Below are 19849 nucleotides of genomic sequence, written 5' to 3'. Positions count from 1 at the left end.
TTTTACCGTAAACCGGAACAAGTGAAAGCGGCCCAATAAAAAGGGTCAGCAAAAGGGAAATCTAAGCAACTAATTATTTCCAGTCGTTGCAAAGTTTTGTAATTGCGTGTTGCTGTTTCGGCCCGCTTTTCTTCCTCTTGTAGCCATTGCAGATAGTCGGGGGAACCTTCGGGATAGGAATTACGCTGGTTTTCTGCAAACTGGCGATCGCCCTCCGCCTCTTCAAATTTGCGTTCTAATAAATCACCAAGTTGGGGAGAATAGCAAGCGACAAATTCTGATCCAGAGAGCGATCGCAAATTTATTTGTGCTTGCTGCAATGCTTTTGGGCGGCTACTTCCTTGCTGCCGAAGTTTGTGATAAAAAATTGAAAATAAGGCTGTTGCTAAATCATCTACAGCCCACAGCGTACTCACAACACTCCGAGCCCCCGCACATAAAAAGCCCGTCGATAATGTCAAAATATCATCAGTAATTTCCGTAGTTCCTAACCCTGTTTCACAACAGGATAAAAACACATCAACTAAATGAGGAAGCCGCCAGCCCGGTGTCATTAACTGCCCCAAAGTAATGCTACCATCTGCCAATTGCAGTCGGGATTCTAACGGATTATCAAGGCGAGATTGAGCATGATGGCTAGAGATAATTCCCTGGACTTGTAAAGAAAGTTGCCGATAGTTGCTGACCGTTGCTTGGCTACGTCCTCGTAAGTGTTGTTCATGGCGAATATTATACAGTTTGGCAATTTGTTCACCCTCAAAACTTGCACAGGGTAAATCTTCCGTTGCATCTTCCACAATACCATACATTAGTCGATCGTTGACAGGTGGACGTTTGTGGCAAAATTCTAAAACTTGACAACTAGGACTGTAACGAATTAGAAATTTATCTCCTAAATATTGACCATTTTCTAAGGGTAAAGCAGCAAAAGGAATTTGGTGTAGGCAAAGGTGAGGAACAATAATCAGTTCCTCGATATTATTAAGGTACTGACGAATCAGGTTATCGATTTGCAGACGGCGGGAAAGTTTCGCTAAAAACTGCGGAATTCGCTTTCTCCAGTTAGCTTTACATTGTAATTGCTCTTGGGCTGATTTACTTGAATCGCCAGCCTCTAAGTAGGGTGTTAGCCAATTTTTATTAATCCATTTTTGTAAGTTGTTTCCTCGTTTTCTGGTTGTTTTGTACAAATTTAGTTCGGCTTGTCGCAAAACAAATATATATGTATCTTCATCAGTAGTGTAAAAATTAAGTATAGCTGTAGTAGGGCGATCGATGAGTTCTTGAATCGCGGTTAAATTAGGGGGAATGACTTGAATTTCGCCCGCTAAAACCGGATCTAAACGTCTTAGTTGTTCCCAAATTTGTTGTTTTTCACTTTCTAAACCTTGGATATTTTCACTAATGGCTTCTAAAGCTGCTCGATTGCGTGTACAATCCATATCAATTAGATCCTTAGCTCTAACTGCAATTAACTTCTGCTTTTTACTTGATTTATTTAAACCGGAACGTTCGCAATCTATCTGTCGTTGAATTCCTTCAAATTCTGCTAAATATTCTTCTACTTCAGAAGGTATATCTCCCTGAGAGTAAAGGTCATTACTGGCAATTAAATCTACTAACCGACGAGAGCGGGAACGTTCTACATATTCAAAAGCTTGTGGAAAATTTTTCGTATTAACTAATGCTTGTACAATATGTTCATAAAGATATATATCTTCTCCTAAAATTTCTTGGCGGCGTCGATCGGTATTAGCCCAAACTCGCAATTGTTCTAAAGCTTCAATAGCAAGACAATACCCTTCAATAGCTTCTCTCCATAGTCCTAATTTGAAGGCAATTTGACCTAAAACTTGTCCCGAAATCAGACAAAGTTGGGGGAAAGCTTGAGGAGTTCTGACTTTTAATGCTAACTTAAAGTATTGAATTGCTTCGGTAAACTGCTCTAAATTGTGGTAGAGATAACCTAAATTATTTTGTACAGTTGCCCAATTTTCAGGAAAATCTTTGAGAGTATAAACTTCTAAAGCAGCTTGGTAATAGTCCCGCGCCAGTTTTAGGTTTTCGTCAATACTTCCTTGAGTGCGATCGCTATAAGCATAACCTAAGTTTAATTGCACCATAGCCCAATCTTCAGGAAAATCTTTCTGAGTATAAACTTCTAAAGCTGACTTATAGTAAAAAATAGCCATTTCTACATTTTCAACTTCATTTTCAATACTGCGACTCCTATAGGCATTTCCTAAATTATTTTGCATCATTGCCCAATTTTCAGGGGAAATTTGACGGGTGTTTACTTGCAAAGCCATTTGATAGTAATCAATGGCTATTTCTAAGTTATTATCCTCATCTCCTAGCAGACGTTCGCTATAAGCAGCACCAATATTATTTTGAAGCATTGCCCACTGTTCAGGAAAATCTGAGCGAGTATATATTAGTAAAGCATTTTCATAACATTTGATAGCATTTTCTAAATTTTGTAAGGAATCGCCATAAATTCGTTCACTATGAGCAATTCCTAAATGCTGTTGTGTTTCCGCCCACTGTTCGGGATAATTTTCATAATTACGAACTTGCAAAGCATTATTAAAAGCTTCAATTGCTAATTCTATATTTTCGAGACGGCTACCATATTTGCGATTGAGGTAAGCAATCCCTAGATTATTTTGAATCATCGACCATTGTTTACGATTAAATGCTTTTTGATAAGATTCAAGACAGGTAAGATAAAGAACAATAGCTTCTTCTACATTTTCAGCTTGATTCCCTTGAGCATTTCTTAAATAAAAAGTTCCTAAGTTATTTTTGAGCAAACCCCAAATTTCAGGAAATTGACTATAACAGCAAGCATCTAAAGCAATTTTATAATAGCCGAGAGCTTTCTCAAGGTTATCAACTCGCTCTCCTTTAACTCTATTTTGATAGCCATACCCTAAATTATTCTGGATTTTCAACCAATTTTCTAAATAAGTCTCTGGATCGTAAATAGTTAATGCATTTTGAGAAGCAGCAATTGATGCTTCAATATTTTCGGAAAAATCTCCTTTTAGTCTCTCTAAATAAGCAACTCCTAAGTTAAGTTGTATCAATCCCCACACTTCTGTAAAAGTGTCAGAATTATACACTTGTAATCCTAATTCATAATATGCAATTGCCCGTTCCAAGTTATCCGAATATTTCCCCGTTGTAGAAAGGTAATAGGAAAATCCTAAATTATTTTGAGTGTTCGCCCAATTGTCGGGATAGTCCTCACGATTATAAACTTGTAAAGTAGCCTCTATCAAACTCCTACCTAATTCTATATTCTGTTCTTGAATTCCCTTGAATCTGCTGAGATATGTCGCCCCTAAATCATTATGAATAAACGCCCATAATTCAGGAAACTCTTCTTTCTGACAAATTTGTAGAGCAGTTTGATAACACTCAATCGCTTTCTCAAGATTATCAACCGGATTTTCTATTTTTTGACGGTAAGCATCTCCCATACAAAATTGGATCGTACTCGATTGTTCCGGGAATTCTTCAGCACTATAAACAGTTAAAGCTGCTTGATAACACTCAATTGCTTTTTGGAGATTGTCGTCTCGATTCTCTTCAATTGTAATATAAGCATTACCTAAGCTCTCTTGAGTTTCTGCCCACTGTATGGGATAATCAGTATAAGTACGGACTTGTAAGGCATTGTGAAAAGTGGCGATCGCCCTTTCAAGGTTATCTAATTTTTGCCCTTGAATACGATTATAATAAGCTAGACCCAAATTATTTTGAATTCTTGCCCAATCTGTAGGATTATCCTCTTTTGGATAAACAGCCAAAGCAGCTTGATAATATTTAATTCCTAGTTCTATATTTTCCGATTCATTTCCCTTGACACGGTGGAGATAAGCCAAACCTAAATCATGCTGAATTTCCGCCCATTTTAAGAGAGACTCTTGACAATTCCACACTTTTAATGCTAATTCAAAAGCAGCGATCGCCCTCTCCAGATTTTCTTCTGAATCACCTTCAACTCTGTCAAAATAAACTAAACCTAAGCGATGTTGAATCAAACTCCATAATTCCGGTTCATCGGTATCATTACAACATTGTAAAGCTAATTCATAACACTCAATTGCCATTTCTAAATTCCTGCTACGGTTCCCAGCAAGGCGATTTTGATAAGCAAACCCCAAATGGTTTTGAGTAATCAACCAATCCTCCTGGTAATCTTCCCGATTGAGCGCAGTCGCTACTTGTTGATATCCCGCGATCGCAATTTCAATATTGTTTACACAATCGCCCAGAGTAAATTCTTGAATAAGGCTACTAAAAGTGCTAATTACAGTGGCTATATCGTAAGCTTCTTTAGACTCTAATTTCGCTAAAATGTCAGTTGCCCAACTTCGCAAAAACCAATCAAAATTATCATCTAATTTCTCTAAATTTTTCTCTAAAATAGGATACACAACTTCTGCATCTCCTTCGCTTGCTTTGATTGCTTCTAAGACTTCTATGAAAAAAATTAATAAGCCTTGAGAATTAGCTAAGTCATATCTAATTTGAATTAAGTCTTTTATCTGCGCCACAGCACTCCGCAGCCAGTCAGATCCCTCTTCATTTTCCTCAACCAATAACTCATCGGCAACCTCTTCCATCACCTCTAATAAACCTTCATTAATGAGGTATGAATAGTCATCCAAAATATCTCGCTCTTCACCATCAGGACAGGTACGTAGCACTTCAATTAGGTGACGATAAGCAGAGTTGAGCTGTTCTTTCATGTTACATTTTTTGGGTTAATATCATGTTGGTTTTATATCAATTCCGGTTGCACTCAGACATGATATAGAGGAGACGGCAGTCCCCTTGGACTACCCGGATTAATTTTGGGGACACGGGGCACTGCGTCGTGTCGAAAGCTATGGGTAATATTAATTCCGATGGTAGGGGATTTGATATCACAGGAGTGCAAGTATCTGTATCGTTACAAATATATAGGCAAGCGAGCATGATACTCGCATTCCTAAAAAACGCTTTTTACAAAATGGGGATGTTCTCACTTTGTTGAAAAAAATATTTAATTTTTTGTTTCAACATCCCAAATCCCTGCTAATTTATTTAGCATTTTTTGGGCTAATTGTTGGATGTGGAAATCTGCGAAGATAACTTTTTCTTCTCGACCAATTTCTCCAATAAAAGCCTGTTTTTCAGCAGAAGACTCAACTATTTGATGATAAGGATTAATAGGAAGACTAGCGACTAATACATCTGCTCCTGCATACCGCCATTTAATGGGTTTAGTAGTTCGGTAAATGCGCTCTAATTGAGCCATAATTTCGGTAAAATTTTGTGTTTCTAAGAGTTGTCGCACTTCTACGGCTACTGGATCGTCACTTCTCAAAAACTGATTTCCTAATTCCAGACGATAGAGATGATCGATCAGATCATCTAAGTTTTGGAGTTGGGCAATCTGGATCTGGCTTGGCAATGCAGAATTATCCAGTGATGGGGTAAATCCTAGCAGTTTTCCTGAGTCTAATTTTTCCCCAAATTCCACTATTACATAGCCGATTCTGTCTTCTATGGCTGCTGGTGGAACTACGATCGCACTTTCTCCAAACCAAACCGGGCGGCATTCTAATTTACCCATCCCTGGTAACACTAAATCAGCAATATCCCACTGGGCACGGACGACTGGATGCCAACTATCGCCTTGAATTAAATCGGGTTCGTAGGCTTGCCATTTGAGGTAACTATAGACAACATAAACTGCTAAAGTATTCACATAAACTCGTTTGGCAGCCTCATGCTTTGTCAATTCAGGAGCGAGTTGCAGAGTTTCGGCAGCAAATTTTCGAGCGGTGCGGTGAGCATCAGTACCTAGTGGAACTGTCAATAGCGTTGGGTTTGTGCTTTGCATAATTTAATCTTCTCTTGTGTATCCTAGCTCTAATGCGATCGCTTGGAGCAAGGGGCGACAGTTCCTTTCCCAGTGTGATTTTAGAGTTTGGTAGTTGATGTTAAATTCTTTGGCGATCGCAGTAAACTTGTCAGGCGTGGTTTTAAACAGCACCTTTAATGTGATCACTTGACAGTTACACTCTGGATGATTTTTAGGATGACAGGAGCGAAATTTCCCATCGGGGTCTTCTTGGACGTATTGTTCTAGCTGTTGAATAATATTCTGATAATTTTCTTGCTCTAAAAGTGCGATATAGCCATCCAAACCACTGCGGGTAGGAGGGGAAAAACTTGTTTCTGAAAGCACATCCAGCAACGCGGTTGTAGTATCTGAGCCTCCTATGAGGGCATCTAAACTGTAGGTGGGCGGTTGAGAAGGTAAATTCAAATCCTTAATGCGCCACTCTAGGTAACTATTTATCCATTGTCGCAGTCGTCTTGACACATTCGGATCGCTAAGCTTGAAGTTCGAGCAAATGCTTTTGTTCACCCATACCCAGGTTTTATTTAAGGCGTCTAAATAATCGGGATGTGCAGATCGCAGTAGTCCGGGAAGTTCCTGCAGTTCGGCGAGCAATCGGTTCATCGCTTTGCGCCTTTGGGAGCTGTTTTGGGGATACTCGCATACCTCCTCAATTAGTTGGCGCAGCAGTTGATCCATAGGTGTTAAATTAATTATTTGAGTTCTAAAATCATTGTTGCACCGCTTGGAGATTCTCCGCTAACCAAAGGATGCTCTGTGTTCTGCGTAGACCCAAAAGTTAGAGTTAGATCGTGTCCGATCGATAAACCATAATATCCCGGTCGGGGCGGGTTTTTGAGATTGTCCATTATTGGCAGGTATTGTTGGTGAACCCGCCCTTACAAAAATCCCGATCGCTCGACCGGACAGGATATTATATCAATTGCGGTTTTCACTCCTCATGACTGTTAATTGTTGATTCGGGGTCGCAAAACTGAATGATGGTTGAGTGTTGAATGTTGACTCGATTGTACGCCCGACGATGAAGCGCGAATATCACAGATTTCAGATTAATTCAAGTGTCGATCGATCGTCACAATCGAAACAGGCCGCAACGCATCAAAACGAGTTGAATTCCCCCCAGCCACAGAACGCGATAACTGCACTTGCACGATTCGGTAACTCCAGTGCGGTTCCCGACGCACCCGATCGCCAATCCAGCTCAAAACAGTAGCAATATCCTCAAAAGCATCCAAAGCCAGCACGATCGAGCCTCCAGGAAGCAGCCGCAGCGCGCAAACGCCCAAAATTTTAGTCAACCCTCCGCCACTACCGCCAATAAAGATCCGGTGCGGAGGACGCAAGCGGTGCAAGATTTCCGGGGCAGTTCCGTGAATCGAGAACACATTTTGCAGCCCAAAACGGCCATAGTTGAACTCGATCGCAGAAGTACCAGAAACCGTTTTTTCGATCGCATACACCTCAGACTGCGGGAATAAACGAGCAATCTCGATCGACACAGAACCGTTACCAGCACCCACATCCCAGACAACTTGTCCCGGTTGCAAAGCCAATTGTGCCAAAACCAACACCCGCACTTCCCGTTCAACCGTCAAACCCGGCTTATCTCCACAACCGATAAAAGCTGCATCCGGTATTCCCAACAAAGGCAACTTTTCCAAATCCAAAGGTTCCGTCCCCGGCGGGGGTTCCCGCAGCATCACCACCACGCTCAGCGGTGCAAAAGACTCTCCCAGCAAAGCTTCCAGAGACTTGGGGCTTACCCGTTCCTCGGCAGCCCCCAAATTTTCGCAAACCCAAAACTTGTAGCGTGTCGGCAAATCTAGAGCTTTCACCAAACTTGCCAGTAAAGCCGGAGTATGAGCTTCGTCCGCCAGCACCGCAATCTTCTCCACACCGAGCTTCAGCTTCGCCGTCAGCTCCTCAAAATAGCGTCCTTGAGAGCCTACACAATGAGCATCTTGCCAAGGGATTTGCAAGCGGTTAAAAGCCAACTGCACAGAACTGACATGGGGGTGAAACGTCAATTTTTCTGCCGGCAATTGGGAAATTAACAACTTTCCCCAGCCGTAGAACAGCGGGTCGCCGGCCACTAAAATTACGATCGGTCGATCGCGGGGTTCCACCGTCCCCGCAGAGGGCTCTAATTCGGCTTGGGTCGCCCACCAGCGCCGAATTTCCAGAATTGCTTCGGTCAAATCTTCCAACGCCCAGCGCTCTCCGTCGTGCTGGGGAAAATAGCTCAAATGGCGCTCGCTCCCTATTAGCAGAGCGGCCATTTCTACAACCTGCCGCGCCGATTCGCTCAGCCCAGCAGCTCCATCTAAACCTATACCAACAACGTTTACTGTCACTTTTTAAGCAAAAAGTAAAAAACCAGAATTACTGATTTTTCCTGGTTTTTCATAAATTGTTTCCTTGACTTTAATGTCAAACAAAAATAATTAAAGCATTTAGGATCGTCAATTAAATAATTTCCCTTTTTTCTTGTGGGATGGGCCTAAGAGCCCGTCCTTTCTGGGCGGGCTCTTAGGCCCATCCCACAACAGTCATGAAAAGTGGATTTTATTTAATTCTGATCCCTTAATAGCCAATATCCTGACTATTGTCACAGGGGAGAGGGGGAGAGGGGGCGAAAGAGTGGGAGATGGGAAGAGTGGGAGATGGGAAGAGTGGGAGATGGGAAAAAATCTTCCTTCTTCCTTCTTCCCTCTTCCTTCTTCCTTCTTCCCTCTTCCTTCTTCCCTCTTCCTTCTTCCTTCGTTAAAACTCAAAAACAGGCCATTCCGGTTGCCGGAGATAGGTGGTCATGTCGTCAAACTTCCGCAGTTCCACTCGGTGTACGGACAGTTCTTGGGGCGTGTCCAGCCATTGCTCGTTTAACTCTGACAGCAAAGCGCACAAGCGATCGCGGTCAAGGTTCGGCCCGACATCCCCAAAATAAGCCAGAGTAATGTGTGCCGTAAAATGATATTGCTGTTCGATTCCCAAAGCCATTAAATCGGGATTTTGATAGATCGATCGGCGAAACTCCAGAATTTGCTTGTAAGAGTTTTCGTCCGTCGGTGCCAAACAAACACCCACAGCTCTAGTCATCACCATCAACCCCAGCACTATCCAGCGAATGGGAGCGCCGCCCGCCAAGGGTTTGCAGGCGGCAAAACGATCGGCCATGCGCGAGCGCAGTTGCTCCTCAAATTCGGGATTTTTATCAGAGGCATCTCGAAAAGCGCTGCTCCAGATCAAATCGGCTACGGTTAAATGGAAGGTATCAGGAGGCAGTGCCACGAGCGAACCCTCCGCTATTTCCTGCAATAGCCGTTGTTGGCTCGAGTGCAAATTACTATAAAATGCAGCATTTTCCGCATCTTCCCCCGCAGGGGGCGTAATCACCGAATAACCTGGAAAAGGTACAGGATCTCTGCGGCCAGTTTCGTCGGGCTTAAATTTTGGAGATTCCTGAATGTGTTCCACCTGGGACTTGTAGGAGTCCAGCAGCGTCATTCGCGCCACCCGATTTACGTAAGCTTGATAAGTATCATCCAATCTTGATTTCCTCGCGGTGACAAACTCCCACACCAAATTTTATATTATGGTGCGGGCTTCCAACAGTCCTATTCAGGATATGTTGGACTTGCGGAACGTGCAACTGTGATTTTTTGGGCTACTGAGCGTTCTTTATGCAAATTTACCTGTTTTGGGGGGAAGACGACTTTGCGATGGCCCAGGCTGTGACCAGTTTGCGCCAAACAGTCCTCGACCCCAACTGGGCTAGTTTTAACTATGACAAGATTATTGCCGATCGGGCCGACGCTGTGGTCGAAGGGCTCGATCGAGCCTTAACGCCGCCCTTCGGTACCGGCAGCCGTTTTGTCTGGCTGGCAAATACGACTGTAACGCAGCAGTGCTCTCCTGAACTGTTAGCGCAATTTGAACGGACACTGCCGGTGATTCCCCCTACCACCGTGCTGCTGCTGACATCCGTCAAAAAACCCGACAGCCGGCTCAAATCTACCAAGTTACTGAAAGAGTCCGCCGAATTTCGAGAATTTTCACCGATTCCGCCTTGGAATGACAAAGAATTAGCCCAGCGGGTGCGTCAAGTCGCAGGCGAAATGAACGTAAAATTGACCGCCACGGCGATCGAACTTTTGGCCGAATCCATTGGCAGCGATACTAGACAGCTATACAGCGAACTCGAAAAATTGCTGCTGTTTGCGGGCAACCGCAGCCAACCTCTGAACCCGGAAGAAGTTGCGGCACTGGTACACTGTCACGCCCAGAATACCTTCCAGCTAGCCGATGCGATTCGCGAGGGCAATACCTCCGCCGCTTTGGATTTATTGGCAGGCTTAACTGGCCGCAGCGAGCCTGGTTTGAGGATTGTGGCTGGCTTGACTGGTAAGTTTCGGATTTGGCTGTGGGTAAAGGCGATGATCCAAGCGGGCGATCGCGATGATAAAATTGCTCAAGCTCTAGAACTAGGCAATCCGAAACGAGTATACTATTTTCGTCAAGAAGTCAAGAACGCCAGCTTAGAAAAACTGCAAAAAAGTTTGCCCTTGCTGCTAGACTTAGAAGCTTCTTTAAAGCGGGGCCGGGAAGAAATCTCAACCCTGCAAACCAAAGTTATAGAACTTTCTAGCTTGTTTCGCTGATGCGCGACAGGGCACAGAATTGGCCCCTTACTGTAAATTTTTACAACAAATTTCGATAGTGGCTATGTGCTTGATGCCCGATCGCAGGCCAAAAGGTCAATAGATACTAGAAATACTCTCAGAATGCCAAAGTAGAAGTTAATGTGGTAAATAAATATTGTCCGCCGAATGCCGATCGGTTAATATTATTTGCCGGCTCTCCACCCCCCCAAAAAAAAGAGCGCTACCCATGACACAACACAACCCGCGGGAACTGCTCAAGCAAGGCGATCCAAAAGCGATCGCATCTAGCATCAACCGTACACTCAAACCCAAAGGCATCAACGCCGATGTGACGCGGGACAACGGCTGCCTCCACATAATTCTGGAGGCAGACAAAGTACCGGATCAAATGGTATTGGTCGATTTCATCCGCACCGGCATGACGAAGCTGGGACTCGAATCAATTCACACTGTAAAGGTTTACGGGCGTCGAACAGGTGACGGTGAGCCTGCGTGGGAAGATGAAATTGATCTGATGCCTGCAAATTCAATGCCTTACCCCTTGGATAGTGGAATGCCTGACGACTCTGTAGGTTTAAATGATGTCGAGCCCGAAGAGGAAGACTATTATCAAGAAGGAGAATTCGATCGAGATGACGACGAGGAAGACGAAGACGAAGACGAAGAGCAAGCCCCGCCTCCGAAAAAACAATTTCCCAAATGGGTAATACCTGTGGGTATCTTAGTACCTCTGGTGGCGATCGCAGGGCTTTTCTTTACTAAAACTTTCCCCTTCGGCGACTCTAACCCAGAACCGATAGCCCCCGAAGCTGCTTCCCCCTCCCCCCAACCCTCATCTCCCCCTTCTAAAGCCGCTGCATCCTCGACCGCCACATCTCCGGGCACCCCACAGGCAGCCTCCCCTGCACCAAAACCCGCTCCCACTGCTACAGCGCCAGCAAGCCCAGCTCCAGCCTCACCTGCACCAAAAGCCGCCGCGCCTAAGCCTGACTCTTGGAGGGAAGCCGTTAACACAGCTCAGAAGGCAGCAATTTCGGCCCAGACGGCTCAGTCTCAAAATGAGTGGATCGCAGTAGCAAGCCAGTGGCAACAAGCGGTTAAGCTCATGAGAGCCGTACCGTCAACCAGCCCTAACTATCAAAAGGCTCAGCAAAAAGCGGCAGAATATCAGGCTAACCTGATTGTTGCCAACCGCAGGGCAGCAGCAGCGCCTTAAGAGTTTTGAGTTTTGAGTTGAATACTCGATGTGCTAAAAGTCAAAAGTCAAAAGCCAAAAGTAAAAAAACTTGTTTTTACTGAAAGCTTTCTTACTTTTGACTTTTTTCAATTTTATTAAAATTTCATTTAACTTTACCTATTGCTCTGACGGCGTGACAACCCCGTCAGCCTGGTTGCTAAGGATCGCGAATTAAATAACTTACAATTTTAATTGTTATTGTGGGATGGGCTCTTAGGCCCATCCCACTTTCAAGAGTGGAAGTTATTTAATTCTCATTCCTAAACACAGAGCTTAGTTTAAATTTGTTCTTCCCCTTGATTAAAACGCTGAATTCCTTGATTTTTATCTACGCGCACAATAGCATCTTTGGGAATATTGAGGATGCCTGTAAATGAATTTTGGCTTACTTTGAAAGCTTCTTCCTTATTTTTGTAGTCGGCAAGTTCGCGCTGTAAATTGTCAATTGTCTCTTGAAACCGAGCGGCTTGTCTGAGCATTTCTTGTTCTGAAAAGTCCAGCAATTGAATCAGATTAGCCACCTGATATTCAAGTAATTGGGTTTCGGCAATATTGTTATTAGTAACAAAAAATTTAGAAATTCCTGAATAGTCAAAAACACTTTTTTTTTCGGGCATAGATAATGCGGTTTTGACACTAAGTGCCAAATCTTTAAACATTTCAGCCGTGCTTTGGGGAATTTTAACTTTGAGGAACATCACTACCGCAAACACACTTCCTGACGGCAGAAGTCCCCCAAATGCCAAGACAGACTTGACGTGGTAGGGGATAATTAAAGAATTTTGCTCAGGAATAAAGGGGCTGCCTTTTGCCTCTGATACGTGAAAAATATTTAATACTGCGGGTTCTAATTGCAGGAACCTTTCTCGCTCTATTCCGAGGAATGTAGGAATGTCTAAACCAAACTGCCGGATTATTTCCGAAATCGCCGGCATTTGAGCCACTAATTTTGTGCTAACTAATGGAATAGCTGTATTGTCTGCTGCGGTGTGCCGAGAATTCCACTGCGGTTCTGTGCCTGCGGCTGCTAGCAGAGTCCAACATTTCATGTCGGCGGCGGGGGAATTGCCCTTCATCAAGCGGCGCGCGGATTGTTGCAATGAGTCTTCTAACTCCCCGTAGGGATGAGTTTTGAACAAACGCACTAAAGCACAGGTATTTTCTCCAGTTTGCGAATCGCAAAAATGTCGGTAAATATAGTTAACAATCTTCTGGCTGCTGGCTTCCATACTAGCAGTATTTCTACCGAACTGGCGCAGGACTAAGCTGCATTTCGCCATGTCTTGCGGGGTAAATAAGGTAATATCGTACATTAAAAAATGCTCTCCAAGAGCTCAAACACTGTATTTCATTTATCGTTAAGGCCGCTAAGCCATCCGGAATCCTACTGAGAGTTTTGAACAACGTGTTATATCAAATCCGGTAGCATCGGAATTATTCCTCTGTGTATTCTCTCCCTCTGCGTTCTGGAGCGCCCTCTGCGGTTAAATCATTCCGATACAACCGGAAACGATATTAGTTAAAATATGTAGAAAATTTGCCCGCCAAATGCAGCGGTTGTATGCCAGGATACAGAAATTAAGATTTAAAAAAAATCTATCCCCTAGGGTAGGCCACAAGGACAGAAAAGCCGATGTATAATTTATGGAATAAATTTTGACGATGACTCGCCCATAGAAATTAAAAAAACAAGGTTTTTCAGCGGATATGCCTCGCGTTGTATTGGGCATTTTCGTAGATAAAAGTCGGTTTCTGGGTCAGCCATATTCACAGAAATCCTAGAAACTCAAGCTGCAATTTTTGTGGGGGGCGATCGCAAGCCGATCAATCAAAAATTGGTACAATTTCGTCAGTCTTGGACGCAAAAACCGGGTTTGCTTACAGAAAAAAAACCCGGTTGCTTTGTTTTGGCTAAGTAGATGCTGTGTTCAAAACTTTTAACAACCCCAAACAACTCTACTCAGCAGGTGGAGACTTTGCTTCCAGGGCATCTTTAGCAGACAATCCCTGATCTTGAACGCCAAAATACCACAAACTAGCAGCAGCTTCGGCACGAGTGACTGATTTCTTCGGCTGAAACAAAGTAGTAAAACCAAAAACCCGGCGAATATTCGCCAAATCTCCATTGTTAAAATCAGCTAAAACTGCCCGCGACGCCTGGGAATCAATCTTAGAAGCATCTTGAAAACCCCACTTTTCTTTCACTCCTTCAATGTTAGCTGTCGGTAAAACTTGACGACTATCTAAAGGCACTTTCCAGAGAATCATTGTTTCGCGAGTTAAAGGTGCATCCGGGCGAAATTTCACATCTTTAGTTTCTCCAGAAAGCGAACTGGGAATTACACCGGCTTCTGCTAAACCTTGAATTGCTGAAAAATCCGGATCAGTTTTGGGTACGTCAGAAAAAGCCGGTTCGCTAGAGTCTACTGCTAATCTAATTTGTTTGGCTTGACGGCTAACATAAATCTGATTGTTAGCTGCTACTAACCAGCGGGCGTATTCGCGGCGAGTGACAATTTTGTTGGGTTTGGGTAAAGTGCGGCCACTTTCTAAATTAGCACTTTCGGTCGTTCGCACTTTCAGCACTTCCAACTGACTTAAATCTGCCACAAACTGCCGCAACTGTTGAGGAATTTGGGTGTCTAGTTGGCTAACTTGTGCTGATTTTGGCGATGCGGATGGTGTTGGAATAGTTCCCTCTGAATTAGAGGGAGTTGGTGAAGCGGTTGGAGATGCGCTAGACTCGGAATTATTAGGTTGGGGACTGGCGGCAATTTCGGGGCTTTCTTTGCTGTAGTCGATCGCAAATTCTGTAGAACCCCCTACTTTTTGAGTAGGAGAAAGCGACACTGTTACCCGTAAATTATCTCGCGTTGCTACCAAAGAACCTTGTCCCTCGGCGGTGGGGCGGCTGACTATTTCCCAGTTGCGACGCCCAAACTCTGTAGAGTAAAAGTTCCCAACCGAATTAACCGGATCTGTGCTTTCCCAGCGCAGCCGCACATTTTTTTGCGACGGATCGGTTTGCCCAGTAACTTCGATTAACTCAGCGTTAGGATAGAGTGGAATCTCTGTCGGGAAATCGGGAGGAAGTTTGGCGGTAGAGTTTGTCTCAATTGCTGTCGCTGGTGGCGGGGAAGAGAAAACCACTGGATTTTGTTTTAATTTCGGATCGGCGGCTAAAGATTCTTCAAGTGCCTTGCTGTTGGGGCTGTTTGCACAACCTGTGACAGCAGCCAGCAGACACACAGCCAGCCAAGTATTTACAGCAGCGAGTATATTAGTTTTATTGGTTTTAGTGATTTTAGAGCGTCCTTGAGAGTTGCCTCGCCGTTGAGTAAATATAATATTCAGCATAAATCCCCCCTTTGCGGATATATTTCTAGGCTAGCGCAGATCGATCGGGCAAATATATTTATTACCCAAATGAAATTTCTGTATTTACTTCTAGTTACTGCTACATTACTTTCATACCCTGTCAAGTTTGCCCGTCCTGCTGCATCTCAACCAGCCCCGCTGCGGACAGCCATTCAGATGCCAGAGTGGCAGCCATTTTGCTCAGCGATGGGTCAGTTTGCGATCGATATGCCGGCAAATCCCAAAATTAATTATGAAATTTTTTCAAATCAAATTATTGCTCATACATACCGATCGAACTTTAAAAACAAAGAAACTTATTTGCTTCAATACTTTGACCTAGATTTTCGCCTGACTAACAATAATATCAATAATATCAGAATAACTTTAAATAGTGCAGTTGATTTTTTCGTCGTAGGGGCGAATGCTAAAGTCTTGCAAGTGCGGGATATTTCCCTCGGAGGCTATCCGGGAAAAGAGTTTGAGTTTCAGCCACTTTCCCCTACTGAACCTGTAGGTGTAGGTCAAGTTTTTTTGGTAGAAACGCGCGTTTATGGGCTGGTAGCCACTACCTCAGAACCCGAAAATGCTCAAAAATTTCTCGACTCTTTTCGTTTATTTTGAAGCAGGAAGTTGGGTAATGGGTAGTGTACGATATTTAACGGATTTAACGGAGAAATGTTGAAGGAATAAGTCACAGATTCCAGGAAAGAGAGAAAAACGAGTGGGGAGCGGTTATCTAATTTATTAATAAAACTTATGCTTGGCAACTGGGTGTTCAGGAAAATCTTGACTTGGGCAACAAAAAAGATTCCCATCAACCGCGTTTTTGAGGAAGAATGTAGTCAGAACTAAATTACGCTTGATTTCACGTAATACCTTATTGTATTTTTTGTACTCTATCTAACGACATAGATAAATTTTACACCCGTGGAGCGATGTAGATACTTGCTCAAGTTTATATATTTGATATAAGGATTTTTAAATTGCAGAAAGCACAAACCAGAAAGCACAAACAAAGATGCTGTCTTGCTCCATCTCGCTCCCATCTGGCTCAACTAAGTCAGCCTCATAGAAAGCTTACCCGGAGGGTATTAACCTATTATGAACAAATTAACACCAATTCTCCTCAGCGGCATCCTATTATTTGGAGGTGCTGCTTGCAGCGACGTGGCTAAAACGAGCGCTGATGCTCCTAATTCGGCCACAGGAAATACCACTAGCCCGCCCCCAGCCGAGACAGTTCAAAAAACTCAGGGTGACGCCACTAGCCAGATTCGCCAAAACCAAGCAAATTCTGATATTAGGGCCAGAGAACAGCGCAACAATGTGACGGGAGGCGATGCCATAAGAGCCGATGGCGACCTGCAAAGTGAAGTGCGGTCCAAGTTAGAAGTAAACATCACTAAAGGTCAGCTAACTGTGGAGGCCAAAGACGGGCTTGTCACCGTAGGTGGCACAGTTCCCAATCAAACTGATCTAGCTAAAATTGAGCCGCTAGCTAAAGAGATTAAGGGTGTCAAAGATGTGAATGTTACGGCTGTTGTCGCCCCCGCTGCACCCGCATCGCCTAGCAGCAATCAATAAATGAGCCGGAAGAAGTCCGAGGGAAAGATGTAGTTATCTAGTAGGAGAGAAGTCTGAGGGAAGAGGGTAAAGTTTGGCATTGTAAGATTGCTTGCGGAGCAGATTACAATGCTTAGGTGACTATCTAGGGAGAGCTGGGTTTTAAAGTGAAAGAGTTTAAATTGAATTTTAAATTCACCCATTCAAAACTCACGCAATACCTGCAACTTCCCCTTCCCAATTTCCGATTTCCCATCCCGGAAAAAGAGTGGGAAACCAACCTGAAGATAGAGTGGGAAGTTATTCCCAGCGACCGATGAAAATTGTTGGGAAAAAATGACTAAATGTGATTGATGGCAGAGCATAAATTCTGTGGTTGTGTAAAAGTAGTATATTTTTCAGGAGAAAAAAAATGGCTTTAGGTCAACACAAGCGAGCTGTAGGAGCATTTTCTAATTACCGAGATACGGAACTAGCCCTGATGGAGCTGCAAAGTACCGGGTTTCCGATGAATAAAGTTTCGGTAGTTGCGGAAAAGCTAGATAACAGCGAAATTGCGGGCGCTAGCGCTGGTAAGAGTACCGACGAGAAAGTCGGTGGTGGCGCCAAAGCAGGGGCGACAGCGGGAGTCGTGACGGGCGGTTTGATTGGGTTACTCGGAAGCATTGGAGCGCTAGCGATTCCGGGAGTTGGCCCGGTGATGGCGGGGGGTGCGATCGCAACTCTGCTGGCAGATACTGTAGTCGGAGGCGCGATTGGGGCTGCAGCAGGCGGTTTGGTCGGCGGTTTGGTCGGTTTGGGAGTTCCCGAAGATAAAGCTAAAGCTTATAACGATCGCGTCTCGCGCGGAGAATATTTGGTATTCGTAGAAGGTACAGATGCCGAACTTGCCACAGCCGAAGGAATTATGAGCGTGCGGGGCATTCAGGATTGGGGCATTTACGATGTGCCAGCAGACACCGGCCGCAGAGCTTCTGGTCGCCAGAAGCGCGCCGTGGGAGTATTTTCAAGCCGCCACGAGACGGAACACGCACTGGGAGAACTGAGAACTGCCGGTTTCGACATGAATCGGGTTTCGGTCATCGCTAAGGATGCTGACTCCAAGGGCGACATCGCAGGCATTGACGTGCACGACAGCACGGACAACAAGGCCGATGAAGGGGCCACAAAAGGCGCCCTCACCGGTGGCACTTTGGGCGGTTTGACAGGCTTGTTGGTAGGTCTGGGCCTAGTGGCAATTCCGGGCATCGGGCCGATTATGCTGGCAGGAGCCTCAGCTACGGCGATCGCCACTACACTTGCCGGTACAGCTTTGGGTGCGGCAGCAGGGGGCTTGATCGGAGCTTTAGTCGGTATGGGAATTCCCGAAGAGGAAGCTAAAGTATACAACGATCGCGTGGCCAGAGGAGATTACTTGGTACTGGTTGACGGCAGCGAAGCAGAAGTCGCTAAAGCCGAAAGCATTCTGAGCCGCGGAGGTATTCAACATTGGAACACCTACGACTATAATCCCAGCGTCGATAGTGCTCGCGCTGATTACGGCGCACCGGGCACTCCAGGGGTTGATACTACGCCTGGTATTTACGATCCCAATCAGGGCGTTACGGGCAACCGTCGGATTTAATCATTCAGACTTTGTTTGGGTATGGTTTCTACTTTCTGCAGGGTAGTCGCACTCGCGCACTCGGATTGTAGAAAGCGATCCAAGCAACAGTGGCGAGCTAGCGGTTTTACGCTTCGTCGGTAAAATTATCTCAAAAGTCGGCTTTTTCTCTGAAAGCTGGCTTTTGTTTTGTTCTGGAAAGTTAAAAAAGCTCCCTGTCAAAAGTTTAATTTGGATTAGGGGCTCAATCCGTGAGCTGGGCTTTGCGCCGGAGGAGCGATGGGCTCCCTTAATTTTTATAGCCTAAATCAGCAGCAGTTTTTTACTCTGTAACACTCACTACAGCTCGATTGCAAACCCTGCAGTATTATCAAATTTGATGACATAAATTACAGCAGATATTGCCCAGTTAGTCAAAGAGCGACTATCTTTAATTATGGGGTGGCTAATTTCACCAACTTATACAGGTGAAGTACCCAGTCCCGCGCGCCCAGAAATGCCTGCGGTGGTCGGCAAATATTAGAATAGTAATAATTGTCGGAGGCTTCGGGCAAGACTTAGGCTGGTCATTAGTTAGCTGTAGCAGCAGAATTGCCGTTGGCAATACCTGCTACAGGAATACAGTTTTTCTGGGAATGCCTCACCGAAACATTTGAGAAGCCCAGAAACAGCTTTTATGTCCGGGAGCGCGTCAGGTGTCGGGTGTTCTGTAAATTAGAACCGCAAGCGCTCATGGATCGAGTAAACATTAACAGCAAGCACAGCAGCGCGGGAGCACAATGGCTCGCGGCTAATTTTTTCGCGAAATCTCAGGCTCAGCGCAGCGTATTGTTTGCTTTGCCTGCTGCTCGCTCAGCACTCCGAGGGAAACAGCCTTCCTGTTGGATTTCACGCTGCGCGCAGCACAGTGGGGGGAGGTGAAACTAGCTGAGCTGACCGAGCTCTGCTTTCAGGGGCGATCGAAGATAGAAGGCACTTATGTAGAAGGCATTTGGGGTTGAAGCTCCGATATCTTGTTTCTTGATTGCACTAACTAATAAATTCGATCGCCAGTACCAGCAATTTTTCCGGTCAGAATGCGGCGCGGATGCCGCCAGCAATACCCCAAATATTCGATCTATCTTTACAAGATCGATCGACAACTTCTCGGTATTTTGGTAATTAGTTAGCAGGTAATATTAGTGGTTAGCAGTTAGTATAAATAAAACTAACAATTAACAACTAACATCAACGGCTAAATAATTACTAGCCAAATAATACTTACAGGACTTACAGGCGGCGAGAAACGCGGTTTTTTCATAACTTCCGCGCTAGCCAACCTCAGATTATACCAGAACCCGGTTTATTTTCGTAAATTATAACTATGAGAGCAGGGTGATGGTAGGAATCAAGCAGTTTTGACAATTGTTAATGTGGCAGTATTAGTTTAAAAAACTGACTGGCAAACACGATAGTACAAACTTTCACACAACATAGAACATCGAGAAATTAAGGAAACTCAC

At 44.5% G+C, this 19849-nt stretch carries 14 protein-coding genes; 6 read left to right on the top strand and 8 right to left on the bottom strand.

The features are described 5' to 3' along the window. Positions 1-2 precede the first annotated feature (2 nt). From QT984_RS02735 to QT984_RS02710, 6 genes are all read right to left on the bottom strand, one after another. Positions 3-4760, bottom strand: a complete 4758-nt coding sequence (locus QT984_RS02735) for a CHAT domain-containing protein (protein ID WP_333373088.1) — start codon at positions 4758-4760, stop codon at positions 3-5. Positions 4761-5056: 296 nt separating this feature from the next. Then, positions 5057-5899, bottom strand: coding sequence for a DUF1822 family protein (locus QT984_RS02730; RefSeq protein WP_333052380.1), 843 nt, complete (start codon positions 5897-5899; stop codon positions 5057-5059). A 3-nt stretch (positions 5900-5902) separates the two neighbouring features. Beyond that, positions 5903-6601: a hypothetical protein gene (locus QT984_RS02725; protein WP_333052382.1), complete on the bottom strand. Its 699-nt coding sequence runs from the start codon at positions 6599-6601 to the stop codon at positions 5903-5905. 14 nt (positions 6602-6615) lie between these two features. Beyond that, the gene (locus QT984_RS02720) at positions 6616-6771 is read right to left on the bottom strand and encodes a hypothetical protein (protein ID WP_333373085.1); all 156 of its coding nucleotides are present in this window, start codon (positions 6769-6771) and stop codon (positions 6616-6618) included. Positions 6772-6972: 201 nt separating this feature from the next. After that, the gene (gene cbiE / locus QT984_RS02715; protein ID WP_333052384.1) at positions 6973-8277 is read right to left on the bottom strand and encodes a precorrin-6y C5,15-methyltransferase (decarboxylating) subunit CbiE; all 1305 of its coding nucleotides are present in this window, start codon (positions 8275-8277) and stop codon (positions 6973-6975) included. Positions 8278-8686: 409 nt separating this feature from the next. Further along, on the bottom strand, positions 8687-9427 hold the full coding sequence (locus tag QT984_RS02710; protein WP_333052683.1) for a DUF1868 domain-containing protein: 741 nt from the start codon (positions 9425-9427) through the stop codon (positions 8687-8689). A 176-nt stretch (positions 9428-9603) separates the two neighbouring features. Between QT984_RS02710 and holA the strand changes: the two genes are divergently transcribed. Both holA and QT984_RS02700 read left to right on the top strand, forming a co-directional pair. Then, a complete protein-coding gene (gene holA, locus QT984_RS02705) occupies positions 9604-10581 on the top strand; it encodes a DNA polymerase III subunit delta (protein ID WP_333052388.1) in 978 nt (325 codons plus the stop codon). 229 nt (positions 10582-10810) lie between these two features. Further along, positions 10811-11800 (top strand): hypothetical protein, encoded by a 990-nt coding sequence (locus QT984_RS02700; protein ID WP_333052389.1) that lies wholly within the window; start codon positions 10811-10813, stop codon positions 11798-11800. Between the two features lie 299 nt (positions 11801-12099). Here the strand turns inward: QT984_RS02700 and QT984_RS02695 are convergent, their stop codons facing one another. Both QT984_RS02695 and QT984_RS02690 read right to left on the bottom strand, forming a co-directional pair. Further along, complete coding sequence (locus QT984_RS02695) at positions 12100-13134, bottom strand: histidine kinase (protein ID WP_333052393.1); 1035 nt, start codon at positions 13132-13134, stop codon at positions 12100-12102. A 643-nt stretch (positions 13135-13777) separates the two neighbouring features. After that, positions 13778-15178 (bottom strand): S-layer homology domain-containing protein, encoded by a 1401-nt coding sequence (locus QT984_RS02690; RefSeq protein ID WP_333052395.1) that lies wholly within the window; start codon positions 15176-15178, stop codon positions 13778-13780. Positions 15179-15247: 69 nt separating this feature from the next. On the opposite strand from QT984_RS02690, the gene QT984_RS02685 reads away from it, so the two are divergent. The 4 genes from QT984_RS02685 (at position 15248) to QT984_RS02670 (ending at position 19003) form a co-directional block, all read left to right on the top strand. Beyond that, positions 15248-15802: a hypothetical protein gene (locus QT984_RS02685; RefSeq protein WP_333052397.1), complete on the top strand. Its 555-nt coding sequence runs from the start codon at positions 15248-15250 to the stop codon at positions 15800-15802. A 480-nt stretch (positions 15803-16282) separates the two neighbouring features. Beyond that, positions 16283-16765 carry a BON domain-containing protein gene (locus QT984_RS02680; RefSeq protein ID WP_333052400.1) on the top strand — a complete coding sequence of 161 codons (483 nt, stop codon included), beginning with the start codon at positions 16283-16285 and terminating at the stop codon, positions 16763-16765. A 391-nt stretch (positions 16766-17156) separates the two neighbouring features. Continuing rightward, a complete protein-coding gene (locus tag QT984_RS02675) occupies positions 17157-18368 on the top strand; it encodes a histidine kinase (protein WP_333052403.1) in 1212 nt (403 codons plus the stop codon). 446 nt (positions 18369-18814) lie between these two features. Then, a complete protein-coding gene (locus QT984_RS02670) occupies positions 18815-19003 on the top strand; it encodes a hypothetical protein (protein ID WP_333208433.1) in 189 nt (62 codons plus the stop codon). Positions 19004-19849 lie beyond the last annotated feature (846 nt).

The sequence above is a fragment of the Microcoleus sp. Z1_B2 genome (assembly GCF_036700325.1).
Classification (GTDB): domain Bacteria; phylum Cyanobacteriota; class Cyanobacteriia; order Cyanobacteriales; family Microcoleaceae; genus Microcoleus.
Note: the sequence above shows the minus strand (reverse complement) of the source record. Positions and strands in the feature narration are given on the sequence as shown.

Coding starts and splice junctions, on each gene's coding strand:
- QT984_RS02690 (WP_333052395.1), bottom strand. CDS start 15,178: ATGCTGAATATTATATTTACTCAACGGCGAGGCAACTCTCAAGGACGC.
- QT984_RS02725 (WP_333052382.1), bottom strand. CDS start 6,601: ATGGATCAACTGCTGCGCCAACTAATTGAGGAGGTATGCGAGTATCCC.
- QT984_RS02720 (WP_333373085.1), bottom strand. CDS start 6,771: ATGGACAATCTCAAAAACCCGCCCCGACCGGGATATTATGGTTTATCG.
- QT984_RS02730 (WP_333052380.1), bottom strand. CDS start 5,899: ATGCAAAGCACAAACCCAACGCTATTGACAGTTCCACTAGGTACTGAT.
- QT984_RS02695 (WP_333052393.1), bottom strand. CDS start 13,134: ATGTACGATATTACCTTATTTACCCCGCAAGACATGGCGAAATGCAGC.
- QT984_RS02685 (WP_333052397.1), top strand. CDS start 15,248: ATGAAATTTCTGTATTTACTTCTAGTTACTGCTACATTACTTTCATAC.
- QT984_RS02735 (WP_333373088.1), bottom strand. CDS start 4,760: ATGAAAGAACAGCTCAACTCTGCTTATCGTCACCTAATTGAAGTGCTA.
- QT984_RS02680 (WP_333052400.1), top strand. CDS start 16,283: ATGAACAAATTAACACCAATTCTCCTCAGCGGCATCCTATTATTTGGA.
- QT984_RS02710 (WP_333052683.1), bottom strand. CDS start 9,427: ATGACGCTGCTGGACTCCTACAAGTCCCAGGTGGAACACATTCAGGAA.
- QT984_RS02700 (WP_333052389.1), top strand. CDS start 10,811: ATGACACAACACAACCCGCGGGAACTGCTCAAGCAAGGCGATCCAAAA.
- QT984_RS02675 (WP_333052403.1), top strand. CDS start 17,157: ATGGCTTTAGGTCAACACAAGCGAGCTGTAGGAGCATTTTCTAATTAC.
- holA (WP_333052388.1), top strand. CDS start 9,604: ATGCAAATTTACCTGTTTTGGGGGGAAGACGACTTTGCGATGGCCCAG.